Below are 16,138 nucleotides of genomic sequence, written 5' to 3'. Positions count from 1 at the left end.
CGGCGGCGGGCGAGCTCGCCATGCTCGATGGTGGCGACGCCGGCCGAGTCATAGCCGCGATATTCCAGCCGCTTCAGCGTGGTAAGGATGAGCGGCGTAACCTGCGCGTGCCCGACGATTCCAACAATGCCGCACATGGTTTTGCCCCTGCAGAATTCCGGCCATATCGCCGCAGAAGGCAAGATACCCCTCCTTGATTACGGGCTGATCGTTCATTCGAAGGAGCCTACGGCCTTAATCGCGACCAGAAACCATCGTGCTGCGAAGTGGCGTGGGTCCAGGTGGCGGAGTTTGCGTCGTTGGCCGCGTGAAGCCGCCCGACGAACAGTTCGTTCGAATGATGCGCTTCCGTCGGCCCAGGCGCATGTTGAGGCAGCCGGCAAACCAAAACACACCCAACAGCCGGTTAGGCCCGGCCGCCTGATGCCCCCCTATAAGAGGCTGTCGGGCCGCTTGATCTGTCTGGGGCTTGCACGCGAAAGCGCTCCCGACTGCCTCGCGTGCCGGAAAGCGAGCGGCGCTGGGATCCACGCAACGAAAAACCAGAGATGAACACGAGAAGGACCATCCGACGCAAAAGCCATCCTGGCATGGGTCACAAAGGTGGGTTGAGGTGATCGGCGACCGCCAGACCGAAGACTCGTTGCCGTTAAGGCGCTGAACCGCCGGCACCTGGCATCGTTTGATTGAACGAAGACGCCGAACTGATCTCTCGATACAGAAGGAAGCTCAGTCCGCGCCTTGCTGGGTCCAGGCATGCGGAAGGGGGATGCAGGGCATGAAGTTCAGAGATCTGATCAGACGTGCCGACAACAATGTGGAGAAGTCATTCGAGGATCTCGAAGCTGACTTGGCTGATGCCGTTGACGAGTGCCTTGGCTTGGATGACCTGTCGGCGCTGGCAATGGACGATACCGCGGACGAGCCGCCCATCCCAGACGACAACAGCGAACAAGGCGACCGCGCGCAAACCGAGGATGATGCCGGCGCCGAAGATGCCGGCACTCCCGAACCCTTGCGGCGACTGACCTCTCATACGCAGAGCCGTATGGCTGCCTTGAGTTCCTTTGACGGGCTGTTTCGCGATGCGAAGCTCCATTTCGAGGAGATCAACGCGAAACTGTCAGAGATCGCAAGCACACATCAGCTGACCTTTGAATTCTTTCACATCCTTCATGCCGACATTCTCCGCGCCAACGAACTGGAGCTGGCCAATCTAAACCTGACCGCGGAGCAAAAGAGCCTGTCGGACAAGGTCAATGACCTGACCCGAAGGCAGCATGAGCGCGAAAGCATGGTGGAGGCCCTGCAGCAGCGCGAGGCAAGCCTGGTTCAGGACGCCGAGGCGCTTCGTGGCGCATTGGCCGCGGCAAGGCTGGAGCTTGTGGAAGCCGCGAACACCAACGCCAAGAACCAAGCGGAATTCGGAGACCTCACAAACACGCTTGCCGCCGCGACCGTCGAGGCCGACAGGCGCGCGCGCGAAAACAAACTGCTGCGTGAAAAGAATGTCAGCCTGTCAATCGACCTGGAAAAGGCGCTGAAGCGGGAGGACGAGGCGCGGCACCGGCTGGACGCCTTCTCCACGATCCATGCCAACGAAGCCGCGCGAAATTCCGAAGTGCTTGGTGCGCTCGGCAAGAGCGAAAAGGAAGCGGCACGGCTCCACACCGCGCTCGAGGCCACCCAGGCGAAATTGTCGGAAGTGACGGAAACCGCCAGGATCATGGAGGCGGACAAGGATGCCGGGCTCGAACGCAGCCGTGCCGAGATCCGAGGATTGCGTTCCGAGATTCAGAACCTCCATTCGCGACTTGAGGTCGCCTCGAACGCAAACAGCGAGGCATCGGCCGAGATCGCCAGGCTCAAGCTTCAATGGAGCGACGCGGTGGCGGAAAAACAGGTGGCGGACGAAAGGTTGGCGGCCCTCACCAAGGAGGCCGAGACCGACAAGCTGAACCTTTCGAAGATAACCGCCAATTTCTCACAGCTTTCGCTGCAGCAGGCATCCGATCAGCTACAACTCGATATCCGCCGGCAGGAATGCGAAGACCTGCGGGCCGAAATTGCATCGCTCAACGCCCGGATCAGGGAACTGCTGCCCTATGAGAGGCTCCGTGGCACCACGAACGCCTTGCCGCATACGAACGATGTGGCCAAGAAGGTTCCGGTGACGGCGGAGCGAGCGGTGCGCACCGCTCGCCGTGTCCGCCGCAGGGCGCTCACCGCGTCGTAGGAGGAGCTAGCTGGTCGTATTTTGCGGCTCGCTTCCAACAGTTTGTCACGTCATTGGCGGAAAGCCCTGGACATCTGATCCGTCAGCGGCTTCAGCAGATAAGACCAGACGCTGCGTTCGTCGGTGCTTATGTGAACCTCTGCCGGCATGCCAGGTTTGAGCACCTTGGCATCGGTCAGGCAGGCCGCCTTGTTCTCGACATTGATGCGCGCCGAGAAATACGAAAGCTGTTTTTGCTGATCCTTGATCAGATCCGCCGAGATGCGCTTGACCGACCCCTGGCAAGCAGGCGTGGTGCCGGCATCGAAGGCCGGAAACCGGATCGAGACGTGCTGGCCTGGACGAACGTCATCTATGCGCGAGGGGGGGATCAGCGCGTCGACGACGAGGTTGTCGGTGTCGGGGACGATCATCATGACCACCTCCCCCGGAGCGATCACTCCGCCGATCGTGTGGATAGCCGATTCCTGCACCGTTCCCGATTGCGGAGCGCGGATGTTGGTTTTGGTCAGTTCGTCTTGCGCCACGACCTTGCGCTCGCTGAGTTCGGTCTGCTTGGCTTCGGTTTCACGAAGTTCGCTCGTTACTTCACTGCGCCTTTGCTCATCCAGCTGAAGAATTTGCAGTTCGGTCTCGCTAATCTTGGCCTGTGCCTCAGCGACCGCCGCCGCCAGGCGTCCTGATTCTCCGTGCGCTCGGGTGGCATCCAATCTGATGTTGCTCAGTCGCTCCTTGGACACCAATTTTTTTGTAAAGAGCGCCTGGACATCGCCAAGATCTCCGTCGAGCAGGACCACGGACTGGTCTTCCGCGGCCTGCTGCGCCTTGAGGCCATCGATCTGGCGTTCGAGTTGGCTCGAGCGGCTTTGCAACTGTGCCTTCTGCCCCGTCAACGCCGTTGCGCGGCTTTCGAAAAGGGTGCGCTCTCCTCTGACCAGTGCAGCCAGTTCCGGGTCGCCCATCCGTTCTTGAAGGCTGGACGGAAGCTGCATTTCCGGCAGGCCTTGCCGCTCAGCCTCCAGCCGTGCAAGCCGGACGGTTGTGCGATCAAGATCCTCGCTGATTATTTGCAGGTTGGCCCGCGTCAGCGTGTCATCCAGCCTGGCCACCACATCGCCAGCCCGCACATGGTCGCCATCTTGCGCGAAGATGCCACCGATCGTGCCGCCCGTCAGATGCTGGACCTTCTTGATGTTGCTTTCGACCACCACGGTGGCAGGCGCGATCACCGCGCCGGCGATCTTGGTCAAACCGAGCCAAAGCCCGCCGCCGACAACCAACATGGCCGTGACCGCCGCGCCCAGGATCAGGTTGCCCCTGATATCATCGCGCGCCTCGACCGAATTCGCCTCGGCCCTTCGGCTCCCGTTATCGAACGGAGCATACGAAACCATCGTCGCGTCAGACATGAAACAGCACCTTACGCATGACCGCTCACCCCTTTCTGCATCGGAACAACCGACGCCTGCCGTTCGGCAGGGGTCGGGAAAGGCCGGATGACATTGGCCAGGACCTCCTCGCGCGAGCCAAAGGAGTGAAGCATCCCATTCGACATGACGAGTACCTTGTCGATATTGCTGAGGGCAGAAGGACGGTGCGCAACAATGATGACGATGCCCCCACGTCGGCGCACCCCCAGGATGGCGCCGGCCAGGGCAGCATCACCATCGACGTCCAGGTTTGAATTCGGCTCGTCAAGGACGACCAGAAACGGGTCGCCATAAAGTGCCCTGGCAAGCCCAACGAGTTGCCTCTGTCCGGCCGACAAGGCTGCCCCGCCCTCGCCTACGCGTGTTTGAAAACCATTCGGCAACCGCATGATCATCTTGTCGACGCCGGCGGCCCTGGCAGCTGCCAGCACGCCCTTGGCGTCGTCGTTGCCGCCAAATCGCGAAATGTTATCGGCAACCGTCCCGTCAAACAGTTCGACGTCCTGCGGCAGGTAGCCGACATGAGCACCAAGCTCTTCCGGGCTCCATTGGTCGAGCGAGGCTTCGTCCAGCCTTACCCTTCCGCGAAGGGGCTGCCACACGCCCACCAGCGCGCGCACAAGTGTCGTTTTTCCAGAACCGCTCGGGCCGACAATGGCCATTCCCGCGCCCCCAGACAGAGTAAAGCTGACATTGGCCACCGTCGGTTTTTGCTGGCCCGGCGGCGCTATTGTCAGGTCCTCTACCGCAAGCGCCGCCTGCGGGCGCGGCAGTTCCATGACTTCTTCATGCCCACCGACGACAGCCAGCGCCGTGGCCAGTTGGGAATAGCTTTGCCGGAAAGCCGCGAAGCCTCGCCAGTTTGCCAGCGCCGCGTCAACCGGAGCCAACGAGCGGCCCAGCAGTATCGACGATGCTATGATGACACCTGGCGACGCTTCCCCCCCGATCACGAGATAGGCGCCCAGTCCCAGAACTGAGGACTGCAAGGCCATCCGCAGCGCCCTCGAGAGGGCACCGGTGGCGCCGACAATGTCGGAAAGCCGTTCCTGGTGCGTGAGATAGGCGTGGTTGATCTCGCTCCAGCGGCGGGCAAGCCGCCCGGAAAGGCCCATCGCGCGCACAACCTCCGCGTTGCGGCGGCCAGAATCGGCAAGATTGCGTTGCGACACCAGCGTCTCGGACGCGCGCGCCGCCGATGCGCGGCCAAGGACTTCCGCTATCACCGTGAGCAGCACGACAATAATCGCGCCGCTTGTTGCCAGCAGACCGAGCGCAGGATGCAGAAGATAGATGATCAGCAGATAAAACGGTATCCACGGCGCGTCGAAGATGACGGTCGGCCCCAATCCTGAAAGGAAGCCGCGGATCTGATCCAGATCACGCAGCGGCTGTATCCGGTTCGCGTCCTGCCCGCCGATGAGCGGTAAGGACAGCGAGAGGCCGAAGACCCTTTGCTGCAGATTCTTATGGAGACGATTGCCTATTCGAACCAGGAGGCGAAGCCGCACGAAATCCAGCAATCCGTAGACCGCGTAAAGACCCAGCATTCCGATCGTGAATCCGACAAGTGTCGGAACGCTCTGCGAAGGCAGAACGCGGTCGTAGATCTGCAGCATATAGACGGAGCCGGTCAGGGCGAGAAGGTTTATGACCGCCGAGAAGACGCCGACGCCTACCAGCCCGGGCACGGCGCCGAGCATGGCGCCACGCAGATCGGGCGAACGTATCCTTCCGGAGCTCATCGCTTGCGACCTCCGGTGAGAAATCGTTGCGCAAGCTCATTGGCCCCACTGGCCACGGTCAATTTTTGGGTTTTCAGGAGCGTATCCCTCATTGTCTTCTAATTTACGCCCCACTAACATATGTGGCCTTCGGTCAAAATGTAGCGAAATCGTGGCGCCGGTCCGAAAAACCCGGACCTGGCGCATTAAATCAGGGGAAAACTGCCGTTTTGAGGTGTCCCGGAAGGCTGTGGAGGTCGCGTTCCCGGCAGTGCGACCGACACCGAGCCGTCCCTTTCGGAGGGTGAGTCGCTCCCCAGCCAAACGGCTCCCCGGCCGTTTCACGGAGCCAATTGAGTGTGCGATTGTCGTTTAGCGCTTCTTCGCGATAACCAGGAAATGTTGCGCCAGCTGTCCAGGAACGTGAAGAGTTCTGGACGCCTTCTCGAAGGGCTCCATCAACGCTTCACACACCCTTGGCAAGAGGTTACCCGGCCGGGGCAGATAGCCGTAAGGTATCATCTCCTCGACAAGGAACCCCGACGCGGTCAGGAGCTCCTTGAACGTCGCCGCGCTCAGCGTGTGGCGAACTGTGCGTCCAAACAACCGATTGAGCAGCCGGGAGGCCATGCCGATGGGTGAAGTCGCATTCATGTGAACGTTACACACAAGTCGCCCACCGTCCTTCAGATGCTCATTTATCGCCTTCAGCGCATCCCGCTTCAGTTGATCCTCGGCGTTCAGGAAGAAGCGAAATGCGGTTGTGACGTCGAAGGTCTCGCCGAGGGCCCGCGTTGTCATATCGATGCGAAGCAATCGCACATTGGGCGGAACTTGCGCGCAGTCGAGCATGGATTTGGAGACGTCGACGCCGACCACCTCGCCGAAGAGCCCGGCAGCAACGTTGGCGATGCGACCTGTTCCGCATGCGAAATCGAGGCAGTTTCGGCCGGCTCCGCCCATTGGGCGAAGAACGTCCAGGATCAAAGGTTTTTCGATTTTCTCCCAAAGCGCGCCATAATAGCCGGACTCGTGCGTTTTGTTGTATTGCGCGCCGTAGCCCGGCGCGCAGTGGCTGGCCCTGTAGTCGTGCGACACCCGGTCGCCCTGCGTGTGGACCTGCTGGTTGGACGTCAGCTCCTGCCAAATTCCGGGCTCACCGGTCTGCGGCTTTGCCCACGGAACTCGCGATGCTGAAGGCGTACCGAAAGCGTAACTTGCCGACTGAGCCATGTGAGCCGTGTTCGTCGGCGGCGGCTTCACCCCATGCCTGGAATTGAGCCTCACCTGTCTCTCCCGTTCGGTTGTGTTCGACACCCTGATCGAACAAGTAGGCTCCCCACCCATTTTATCGGACTGCGACTGAGGCGGCCTATTGGATTGCCGCGCTTTGCAGATCACTGCTGAACCTGGCTTCGACAGTATCCCCCGGCATCACGATCGTGTCTTCGTCAGCCGACAGCTTGCGCCATTCATCGCCGACCTTGCGGACGATCGTGACCTGAGCCCGGATTGTTTCGCCGGCAATCGGCAATGGCTGGGCTGACGCACCGGTCGGTTGCAGCTTCTCGCTGGCGGCGTGGAGCCTGGCGGTGACATCGGCCAGCCGCGCGTTGGTCTCCTTCAGATCCGTCAGCAAGGCAATCCTCCTTTGATTGTCATTGCGTTCGTGCTGCCTGACATAGTCCTCCTGCTGGCGCCGCGCTCTCATGAGCTCGACCGAGGTTTGCAGCGCACCGCTCGACGACAGAAGCAAGGCGCGCCTGACATCGGCGAGCCGAGTGTTGGTCAGATTGCCTGCATCAAACGCCTTGGTTACTTTCGCCAGGTCTTCCTGATCCGCCTTCACGCTCTCGGCCTCGACCTGTTCGCGCTTCTGCAAAACCTCGATTTGGTCGGCCGCATCCTTCTCGCCCCTCTCAAGAAAAGCCTGCTCCTGCTGGAAATCGCTCAGCGCAATCTTCAGCCCCTCGGTTTCAGCCTGGGCGATCGCGGCTCCGACGCTGGGCGACAGAGGTGACCCCTGCGGCGTCTGCTTGTCGAAATCCGCCTGGCCCTGAAGTTCGGCGCGGACACGGGCGGCGTGAAAATAGTCTTTGGTGTAATCCCCCCAAAGTGTTTCGTAATCGCGCCTGAGATCAACCGGATCGGGGCCTGTTTGGCCCGCGCGTGACCGCAAAAGGCTGAAGCCGCCGGAGACGGCAAGCGCCTGCCGTACGGTCATGAGCGGACGGTAGGCCTGTTGTCCCGGGGTGAGCACGTCGCCCATCACGTAGATTGGACGATACTCCACGATGATGGCGGTCACGTCGTCTGGCTTGACGACAACCATCTGCTCCCGTCCATCGGCCAGACGCACGTGAAAGATCTTGGTCGGCAAAAGCGCTTGCATGCGCGTCTGCAATTGAGACGCCGTGAGGCCTGCGACCATGATCATCCCGGCTTCGGGAAGGGCGATATTGCCGTCCATCTGGACCACGGCGCGCTGGGCTCGATCCGGGATCGGCGCTATCCCTATCTCGACGGTATCGCCAGGCGACAGTTGATAGGGCTCGGCTTCGCCTGCGGCGGCCACCGATGTCAGGGACATCACCGCAACCGCGGCAAGAACGGTTCGTTTACTGAAGGCCATTTGCGACAATCTCCTTCTGGTTCGGCACCGGCTCCGAAGGCCATTCAACACGGGTAACGAAATCGTATGCCGGGCCACCGGGCACACCCCAATTGCTCGACCAGATCACCTGCGAGCCGTCCGGCGAGGGCGAGGCATGCGTCTCGCTCCAGTAGTCGAAGTGGGCGTTCTGCGTTTCCACGATACGGCGGACCTCTCCGCTGCCGTCCGTGCGCACCGCAATGACCTGCTGCGCGTAAGGCGCCCAGTCCGGGTGCTGCGATACTTCGGCTGGCGTCCCGCCATAGCTCAGAAACACCCAGCCGGGCCTGTCCAGGGACCTGAGCGACGCATGCATGGCCTCGCCATATTTCATCAGCGACGTGACCTTGCCGTCGGCCAATCGGCGCTTGATCACCTGATATATGTCGGGATCCGATTTGCTGATCCCGACATATATTTCGCTGCCGTCGGCATCGACCGTCATGTCGCCGTGACCGGGACGGTGGTGCTCCATCCACTTCTGTTGCAAGACGCCGTCGATGGAAAAGACGAAGGTCGGTTCATGGTCGTCCGACAATGCCTGTGAGCACACAATATTGATTCCGAGCGGAGAGATCGAGCAGGAGCCGGTGGTTCCCGGAAGCGCGGTAAGATCGATATCCGGGAATTTCCGCCGCTCCTTGAGGTCGTAGCCGAAGACCACCGCTTTGCCGTCATTGCGCGTTGCACGCACCGCAATGCGGTCGCCGTCGCGGCTCGGATTGCCTTTGTAAGGCCCGAACTGAAGTTTGCTGTAGGCTGCCGTGTCGAACACGACATCCTCATGATTTGTGCGTGGCGCCCAGGTCGAAATCCGCCGGCCAGCAACGCAGATCATCAGCTGGGGATCCCTTGGATGCCATTCGCATTCAGTTTCATTCGAGCGGTCGCGGTGGAACAATGGCACGTAGCTGTGCCCGTCGAGAAAGCACATGCCGCCACAACCATTGACGATCACGAGAAGGCTCTGATCAGCATTCCAGGCCTGTGCACTCGAGTAACGGTGGGTGCAGTATTTCTTCCCGCAGACACCCGCGAGGCCGAGAATTCCGGGTTCGGTGATCCGTACGAAAGTCGCGCCGGACCAGGGATCCGTTGCTTGGCCAAGATAGTCCGGCAGGTTTTTCACCGTTTGCGATGCGCTGCTTTCGCGACCCCCGATCATATGAATAGTCGCGAACATGGCACCGGCAATCAGCAGCAGTGCCAACATGTGCCGGCGGAGCAGGGTCATGTCATGTAACCCATTTCGCGCCGTACCCGGCCTTCACTAAGGCGCGCGCGCCACCATGCGATCGTTCGCTCCAGCCCATCGCGCAGGCTGGTCTGCGCCTGCCACCCGGTCTCGCCTTCAAAACGCGAAGAATCGGCGAGCAAGGCGCGAACCTCCGAATTTTGCGGCCGCAAACGCCTTTCGTCACGATGGACCGGTTTCTTGGAACCGCTTAGTTCGAGGACAAGATCCAATACGTCGGAGATGGTCACTGCGCGTTGGCTGCCGGCATTGTAGGCGTGGCCGAATTCGAGCCCGGCCAGGCCAGCGGTCTGGAAGGCTGCCGCGGTGTCTTCGACAAAGGTCAGGTCACGGATCGGGCTCGTATCGCCGACCATGATCGCCGGGCAATTCGGATCGAGGGCCTGCCGGATGATGGTCGGCACGATGGCGCGCTCACTCTGGCGCGGACCATAGGTGTTGAAGGGCCGCATGATCACCACGGGGACATCGAACGACCTGGCGTAGGACTCCGCCATCATGTCGGCGCCGATCTTGGATGCCGAATAGGGCGACTGTCCCTGCAACGGATGCGTTTCGCCGATGGGCATGGTCTGGGCGGTTCCATAGACCTCGCTCGTGGAGGTATGCACCACCCGCTCCGTCTCCCATTGACGCGCCGCTTCAAGAACGTTCACCGTGCCCAGGATGTTGGTTTCCACATAGGACTGGGCAGCCGCGTAGGAATATGGAATCGCAATGAGCGCGGCCAGGTGAAACACGACGGCCTGACCGCGCACGATCCGGTTCAGGAAGGCGCTGTCGCGGACGTCACCGCGGACGAGCTTCAGCTGGCTGCGGATCTTGTCCGGCAAATCGTCCAGCCATCCATGGCTGTCGAAGGAATTGTAGAGCGCCAGAGCCGTGACATCCGCGCCGTTGCGGACGAGCGCCTCAGTGAGATGCGAACCGATAAATCCATCCGCGCCTGTCACCAGAACTTTCTTGCCATTGTAGCTCATGACTGCGCATTCCCTTGGCTGACTGGAGCGCTTTCCTTTTGGGGTTCATACGTCGATCGGCTGTGATGGAACCCAGCCGACAACCGCCAGGACGCCACGCGCCATCCACACGATGTCGGAGACGATGGTGCGCTGCGGATAATAGGAGAGGTCGAGTCTGGCCTTGGCGGGGAACATAACCTCCCGATAAAACAGGATCGGATCTGCGGATCGGGGGAAGAAATGCGCCTCGTGCCGGAAGAGAACCTGGGTTGGCCCCAGCAGGCCGGGCTTGTATTGCAGGACGGCCTCGAGGCCGCCGCGGAAACAATCGGCGAATGCCATGCTCTCGGGTCGTGGCCCGACGATCGCCATCTCGCCTTTGAGGACGTTCCACAGCTGCGGCAGTTCGTCGAATTTTGTTGCCGCGAGGAACCGGCCCACCGTCGTCATACGGCTGTCGCCCACGACGGTCAGTGCAAGGCCTTGGGAATCGCAGTTCACACCGAACTTGCGAAATTTGTACATGCGGAAGGGTCGGCCACCAGCTCCCATGCGGGTCTGTGCGAACAAGATCGAGCCACCGCCTTCGAGCAGAAGCGCTCCGGCGATCAAAAGCATCAGCGGTGCAAATATGATGAGCGCGGCGCCCGCGACCACGAGATCGATCGAGCGTCTTGCCAAGCCGTGAGCGGTGCTTGAGACGAAGTGCCGGTGAAGGGAAAGGTCCAGTGCGCTCATGCCGCAGTTCCTGCTTGGGCGTCGCCGTTGAGTGCGCTTGCGAGTGCAGCCACAACCGCCTCGGCGACAGTCGAGGTGATCTGGGGGTGCAATGGGATTGTCAGTTCTCGCTGAGCAAAGTCCTCTGTACGCGGCAGAGTGATGCCGGGATAACGCTCGCGATAGAACGTCATTTGGTGCACCGGCGGATAGTGAATCGTGGTCTGTATCCCCTGCGTCCGCAATTCGTCGATCACGTCCTGCCGCCTTGCGTAGCGCGGCAGAAGGACCGGCATGATGTGGTGAGCCGACGTCCGGGGTTCGCTGAATGGAATGGTCACGGCCGGGCAATGCTCCGCGATGAGGCGCCGATACAGGACGGCCAGGATACGTCTGATCTCGTTCCACTCTTGCAGGTTCTGCAGCTGGACCAGCCCAATCGCCGCCCGCATCTCGTCCATGCGGTAGTTGAACCCGAGCATCGTGACATCATATTGCGGGGTACGGCTGTTCAGCCGCTGATGGGTCCCGCTGGTCATCCCGTGCCCCCGGGCCTGGCGGATTTTGTCGAGAAGATCGGAATCGCGAGCGATCACGGCGCCCCCTTCCGCCGTTGTCATGTTCTTGTTGCCGTAGAAGCTGAAGGCGGCCGCAGTGCCGAACGTCCCCACTTCCCTCAGGCCGGGCGCATGCGCGGCGTCCTCGATGATATGGAGCCCTCGAACCCGGGCGAACCGCTGCCATTGTTCCCGATTGGCGAGATAGCCCGCGAAGTGAACGAGGATGACCGCCTTTGTGCGTGATGTGCACCGCGCTTCGGCTTCCGCGAGCGACATCAACGGCACGTCGACCGACTCGATATCGACGAAGACCGGAGTCGCCCCTACATAAAGCACCGCATTCGCGGTCGCCACGAAAGTCAGCGACGGGACCAGTACTTCGTCGCCAGGTCCTATTCCCAGTGCATGCAGGATGAGATGAAGCGCCGCGGTGCAGGAACCGACCGCCACGCAATCTCGCGCGCCATGCATATCGGCAAAGGCCAGTTCGAAAGCGCGCACCTGCTCACCCATGGTAAGCCAGCCGCTGTCAATCACCTTTGACAGGGCTGCCTTCTCCGGCACGCCTAGGATCGGGGCGCTTACCAAGAGCATGTTGACCTCCTAAAAATCCTTGTGGTGGGTTCGGCCTCTACATCCGGATTTTCATGCGGCCGCGGCCGCGACCTCGATCGAGGTCGACTGCTCTTCCCAGGCAATCGCCTGCGCATTCTGGAAGTCGTCGACGCGACCGATATCGAGCCAGAGACCGTCATGCTTGTACACGTGTACCGTCGTGCCGCCCTGCATCATCTGAAGCATCAGGTCATCGAACCCGAATGGGATGCCGGAAGGAATGAACCGCAGGACATCCGGGTTCATGCAGTAAATCCCCATGCTGACGAGGTGGGAAAGCGTCGGCTTTTCCCGGAAGAGCTGAACGGCATTGTCGACCTCGTCGATGACGCCGAAATCCATCTTGATGAGGCGGCAGGCCGTAGCGATCGTAACCGGATCCTTGTGCATGCGGTGCGCCGCCACAAACCGGCTGAGGCTCAGGTCGGTAAGAACATCGCCGTTGAGCACGACAAAGGTGTCGTTCAGTTCATCCCTGATCAGAGAGAGAGGCCCAATGGTGCCCAATGGCTCCATTTCCTGCGTGTATTTGATCTTCAGATTCCATTGCGATCCGTCGCCGCAGACGCTGCGGATCAGGTGCCCGAGATACCCGGTCGTGATATAGACCTCCTCGATGCCGTTGCGCCGCAGCCACTTCAGAAGCAGCTCAAGAACGGGCCTGGCTCCTATCGGCATCAAGGGTTTCGGTAGGACCGAGGTGAAGGGCCGAAGGCGCGTACCCATCCCACCACATTGAATCACCGCTTTCATCCGATCCTCCTGATTTGCAGTTGCCTGTGTCCGGGCATTTCGTGTTCGAGCTCATTCGGACCTGGCATTCCGTCAAATCCGGCTCGACCCTCGGCGGCAATCCGAACATCATACTTGAAGGGTATGTGACAGCCGGGGCGGCTGTCGTCGTGCATTCGAATGGTACCGATCCAAAGCGTTTCCGGTATTAGATAATCGCGAGGTCAAGGACGGACCCAAGCATCTGGACCTGGCCATGAGACCAATGAAGCCGAACGAGTCCTGCGATCAAAAAGCAGCGATCCGCCAAGTGCCGGAACCGTCCCGCGCACCCTCGGTGAAGGCAGGTGCCGCCATCAAAACACCCTGGCGCACACCGAACATTGGAGACGGGCGCTCGATATCGCTCGGCAGGCAGGCACGGGACGCCAGCGTTAAAAAAAATAACGACGGCTCTCACAAATTAGTATTATATTAGCCATGTGTGATGTGCGTGGGTTGGGACGCTGCGACCATCACAGTGATGTGATGACCAGCGGTTGGCTACGACTTTGGACTCACCGCGGTTCCGATCATCACAGAGGAATGGGAGGTTCCAGCGGGTATTCTCGTCGGGAACCGGGCAACGCGTTGGGGTAGTTCAATGTATCGGATCGTCATCGCCGACGATCACGGCTTGTATCGTCGCGGCCTTCGGCTGGCACTTTCGGCTGGAATTCCAAACGCCGAAATATTTGAGGCCGCGTGTTTCGATGCTGTGGTCAATCTTCTGGAGGAGCAGGCATCCATCGATCTTGCGATCCTCGACCTGAACATGCCTGGGCTGGTTAACCAGGAGGTGCTCAGCGACGTTCTCTCTGCGTATCCTCACACACGTTTTGCGATCGTTTCCGGGGACGATTCCCGCTCGGAGATCCTGACCGCTCTGTCGATCGGGCTTCACGGTTACATCGTCAAATCGCAGAAAGACGAAGAAGTCGTTCTGGCGGTAAATGAGATCCTTGCTGGCCGGATCTATGTACCATCACTCTTGTCTCGAACGTCTGCCGACCAGAGAGCGTATGCAGCCCTCCCCTCGGCCAAAAATCCAATCCGTCATCGCATGAGCTCAAGCGATCTTGGCAGACTGACATCGAGGCAAAGGGACGTCCTCAAGCTGATGGCGGAAGGGTACTCGAACAAGGAGATCGCCCGCAATCTGGACATTGCCGAAGCGACAACGAAAATCCATGCCGCCGCCATTCTGCGCGAGCTCGGGGTGCGAAACCGGACTGAAGCAGCCGTTTTGCTTCAAACGTGGATGTCGAGAAACGTGAACTGATGTTTGCCACCCGAAGCGGGAAGCGGTTCGGGCCGGCATGCATGGGATAGACTTGGGCGCGCCCGAAGAAACCGGCGCACTTTCGGAGCGGCAAGAACTACAGCTCAATTTCCTTCCGCGATAACCGCAACGAATATCGCAGTCCATATTCCGATATTTCCAATTTCGGCGAATGCCCGACAAGCGGCGTGCCGTCCACGCCGATTATCATGGACCCGAACCCGTGGCGCACGACGTTTGAGTTCTTCCGACCTCCCGATTCCACCCAATCGAAAACCAGATCGTCCCCTGCGCCGTCGGATGCGAATTGCCACTTAACTCCGACCTTGCCTTGTGAGTCACCCAGCGCGCCGTGTTTCACGGAGTTTGTCGTCAGTTCGTGGAGGATCATCGCAAAGCTCTCTGCGACGCCACTTGGCACTGTGAGTGAGGGACCACTGACCGTTACGTCCCGCGTCTCCTTGAAGGGCTGCAACTCCTGAGCCACGAGATCGTGGAGCATCCCCGACAGGCTCTTATGACGAGACAGGATGAGATGCGTCGCTTCCAGCGTTTTGATCCGATCGATCAGCATCTCCTTGTATTTGGCAACGTCGTTCTCGGGAACATTGATCATTTTTACCAGGGCCGTGATCACCGGGAACAAATTGCTGAACCGATGGCGGTCTTCTAGCATGATGCGCTCGTGCTTCTTCACGGCGGCGCGAAGAAGCGTGGTCTGTCGACGTTCGGTCAGATCGGCCGCCACCCCGATGCGCATTGCGCGGTCGCCGTGTTCTTCCTGCCGTCCGCGCAGAGCAACCCAGCGTATGTGCCCATCCGTCCGCCTGACACGAATCTCGACGTCGTAGTTCACTGCCTGCGAGGGTTTTGCCGAGGCAGCCAATTTCGGCCAGTCGGCCGGATGGACCACGGCCGAGAGTTCTTCCAAGGGGCGCACGGGCTTGGAGGGCAGGCCGAGAATGTCCCAGAACTTGCCGGAGCCCGCGACCGTCCCCTCCTTGATATCTATCCGCCACGTGCCCAGGCGCCCGGCAGACAGAGCGAGATCGAGCCATTCCTTCTGAGCCCGGAGGGCCTCGCGTGCGGCTCGTCGCTCGGAAATATCGTCGACCACCACGAACACGCTTTCGGTGGATGCCTCGTCAGGCCGCGACGAGGACAGGGCCAGACGGGCCCAGAATGCCTTGCCGTCCTTGCGCAAGACGCGAATATCGGCAGCGGACGACGCGGCGCCATTATCCAGATCCTTCAACAAGGCCCGCACGGCATCTCGATCGTCAGGAAGAACGAGTCCTTCCAGCTTCAGCTGGGCAAGTTCCTTTTCTCCATAGCCGGTCATCTCAAAAAAACGTCTGTTCGATTGCAACAGTTCGCCACGTCGATTGGCATTTGCAAAACCCAAGGCAGCGCGCTCGAAGGCCCAACGATAGCGGCTCTCGGCTGCATCGATGGCAGCGAGCCTCGCCTCCGCAACCTCGAGCGCCCCGCGCAAATCCTGTCGCAGGCGATGGAACACGGATGCGATCAGGCCACCCGAGACCAGAAGGAAGATAGCGCTCGTCCAATCTTCAGCTGAGAGTTGGGCGTTGAGGACGCGCCGCATCCACAAGCCGGCGGCGGCCATGAGAAGCGTTGCCGCGATGGCAACCAACCGCCCTTCGAGGTAAACGATAACAATAATTACGGGGATAAACGCAATAAACGTCGCACCCTGGCCGACATATATCGTACTTATCGCTTCGAGTATTATCGATCCTGCAAGCACCAATAGCGAAGCCACATGAGCCGACGGGGTGCTTGACACGTTCGATTTGAGCCAGCGCAGATACGAACCCATGCGCCCAGACTACAACCTTATGTCTAGCTCGTCGAGACTAGGCCGCTAGGGGGCAGCCTAATACCACTGCCCGATTGCCATGCCTTTGCCTGC

General features: G+C 60.3%; 12 protein-coding genes. 2 read left to right on the top strand and 10 right to left on the bottom strand.

Features of this window, described 5'->3' with window-relative positions:
* Positions 1 to 778: 778 nt before the first annotated feature.
* On the top strand, positions 779 to 2,236 hold the full coding sequence (locus tag FJV80_RS32185) for a hypothetical protein (protein ID WP_095790611.1): 1,458 nt from the start codon (positions 779 to 781) through the stop codon (positions 2,234 to 2,236).
* 50 nt (positions 2,237 to 2,286) lie between these two features.
* Here the strand turns inward: FJV80_RS32185 and FJV80_RS32180 are convergent, their stop codons facing one another.
* The 9 genes from FJV80_RS32180 to FJV80_RS32140 all read right to left on the bottom strand — a co-directional run bounded on the left by FJV80_RS32180 (position 2,287) and on the right by FJV80_RS32140 (position 12,905).
* The gene (locus FJV80_RS32180; protein ID WP_095776082.1) at positions 2,287 to 3,630 is read right to left on the bottom strand and encodes an HlyD family type I secretion periplasmic adaptor subunit; all 1,344 of its coding nucleotides are present in this window, start codon (positions 3,628 to 3,630) and stop codon (positions 2,287 to 2,289) included.
* Between the two features lie 26 nt (positions 3,631 to 3,656).
* Positions 3,657 to 5,411 (bottom strand): type I secretion system permease/ATPase, encoded by a 1,755-nt coding sequence (locus tag FJV80_RS32175; protein ID WP_095776083.1) that lies wholly within the window; start codon positions 5,409 to 5,411, stop codon positions 3,657 to 3,659.
* A 351-nt stretch (positions 5,412 to 5,762) separates the two neighbouring features.
* Positions 5,763 to 6,623, bottom strand: a complete 861-nt coding sequence (locus FJV80_RS32170) for a class I SAM-dependent methyltransferase (protein WP_142878326.1) — start codon at positions 6,621 to 6,623, stop codon at positions 5,763 to 5,765.
* Between the two features lie 139 nt (positions 6,624 to 6,762).
* Positions 6,763 to 8,022 carry a polysaccharide biosynthesis/export family protein gene (locus FJV80_RS32165; protein ID WP_095776085.1) on the bottom strand — a complete coding sequence of 420 codons (1,260 nt, stop codon included), beginning with the start codon at positions 8,020 to 8,022 and terminating at the stop codon, positions 6,763 to 6,765.
* The gene (locus FJV80_RS32160) at positions 8,009 to 9,277 is read right to left on the bottom strand and encodes a hypothetical protein (RefSeq protein ID WP_142878325.1); all 1,269 of its coding nucleotides are present in this window, start codon (positions 9,275 to 9,277) and stop codon (positions 8,009 to 8,011) included. The genes FJV80_RS32165 and FJV80_RS32160 overlap by 14 nt, the downstream gene beginning before the upstream one ends.
* Positions 9,274 to 10,278: an NAD-dependent epimerase/dehydratase family protein gene (locus tag FJV80_RS32155; protein ID WP_142878324.1), complete on the bottom strand. Its 1,005-nt coding sequence runs from the start codon at positions 10,276 to 10,278 to the stop codon at positions 9,274 to 9,276. Before FJV80_RS32155 ends, FJV80_RS32160 begins: the two co-directional genes overlap by 4 nt.
* 45 nt (positions 10,279 to 10,323) lie before the next feature.
* Positions 10,324 to 10,998, bottom strand: coding sequence for a sugar transferase (locus FJV80_RS32150; protein WP_095776087.1), 675 nt, complete (start codon positions 10,996 to 10,998; stop codon positions 10,324 to 10,326).
* Positions 10,995 to 12,131 (bottom strand): DegT/DnrJ/EryC1/StrS family aminotransferase, encoded by a 1,137-nt coding sequence (locus FJV80_RS32145; RefSeq protein WP_095790604.1) that lies wholly within the window; start codon positions 12,129 to 12,131, stop codon positions 10,995 to 10,997. Before FJV80_RS32145 ends, FJV80_RS32150 begins: the two co-directional genes overlap by 4 nt.
* 51 nt (positions 12,132 to 12,182) lie before the next feature.
* Positions 12,183 to 12,905, bottom strand: a complete 723-nt coding sequence (locus tag FJV80_RS32140) for a sugar phosphate nucleotidyltransferase (protein ID WP_019860119.1) — start codon at positions 12,903 to 12,905, stop codon at positions 12,183 to 12,185.
* A gap of 622 nt (positions 12,906 to 13,527) precedes the next feature.
* Between FJV80_RS32140 and FJV80_RS32135 the strand changes: the two genes are divergently transcribed.
* The gene (locus FJV80_RS32135) at positions 13,528 to 14,205 is read left to right on the top strand and encodes a response regulator transcription factor (protein WP_142878323.1); all 678 of its coding nucleotides are present in this window, start codon (positions 13,528 to 13,530) and stop codon (positions 14,203 to 14,205) included.
* A gap of 97 nt (positions 14,206 to 14,302) precedes the next feature.
* Here the strand turns inward: FJV80_RS32135 and FJV80_RS32130 are convergent, their stop codons facing one another.
* Positions 14,303 to 16,045 carry a PAS domain S-box protein gene (locus FJV80_RS32130; RefSeq protein ID WP_142878322.1) on the bottom strand — a complete coding sequence of 581 codons (1,743 nt, stop codon included), beginning with the start codon at positions 16,043 to 16,045 and terminating at the stop codon, positions 14,303 to 14,305.
* Positions 16,046 to 16,138: the final 93 nt, after the last annotated feature.

It is taken from the genome of Mesorhizobium sp. WSM4310, assembly GCF_007003935.1.
Taxonomy (GTDB): Bacteria; Pseudomonadota; Alphaproteobacteria; order Rhizobiales; family Rhizobiaceae; genus Mesorhizobium.
The sequence above is the reverse complement of the archived record's forward strand: the minus strand, read 5'-3'. Positions and strand labels throughout refer to the sequence as shown.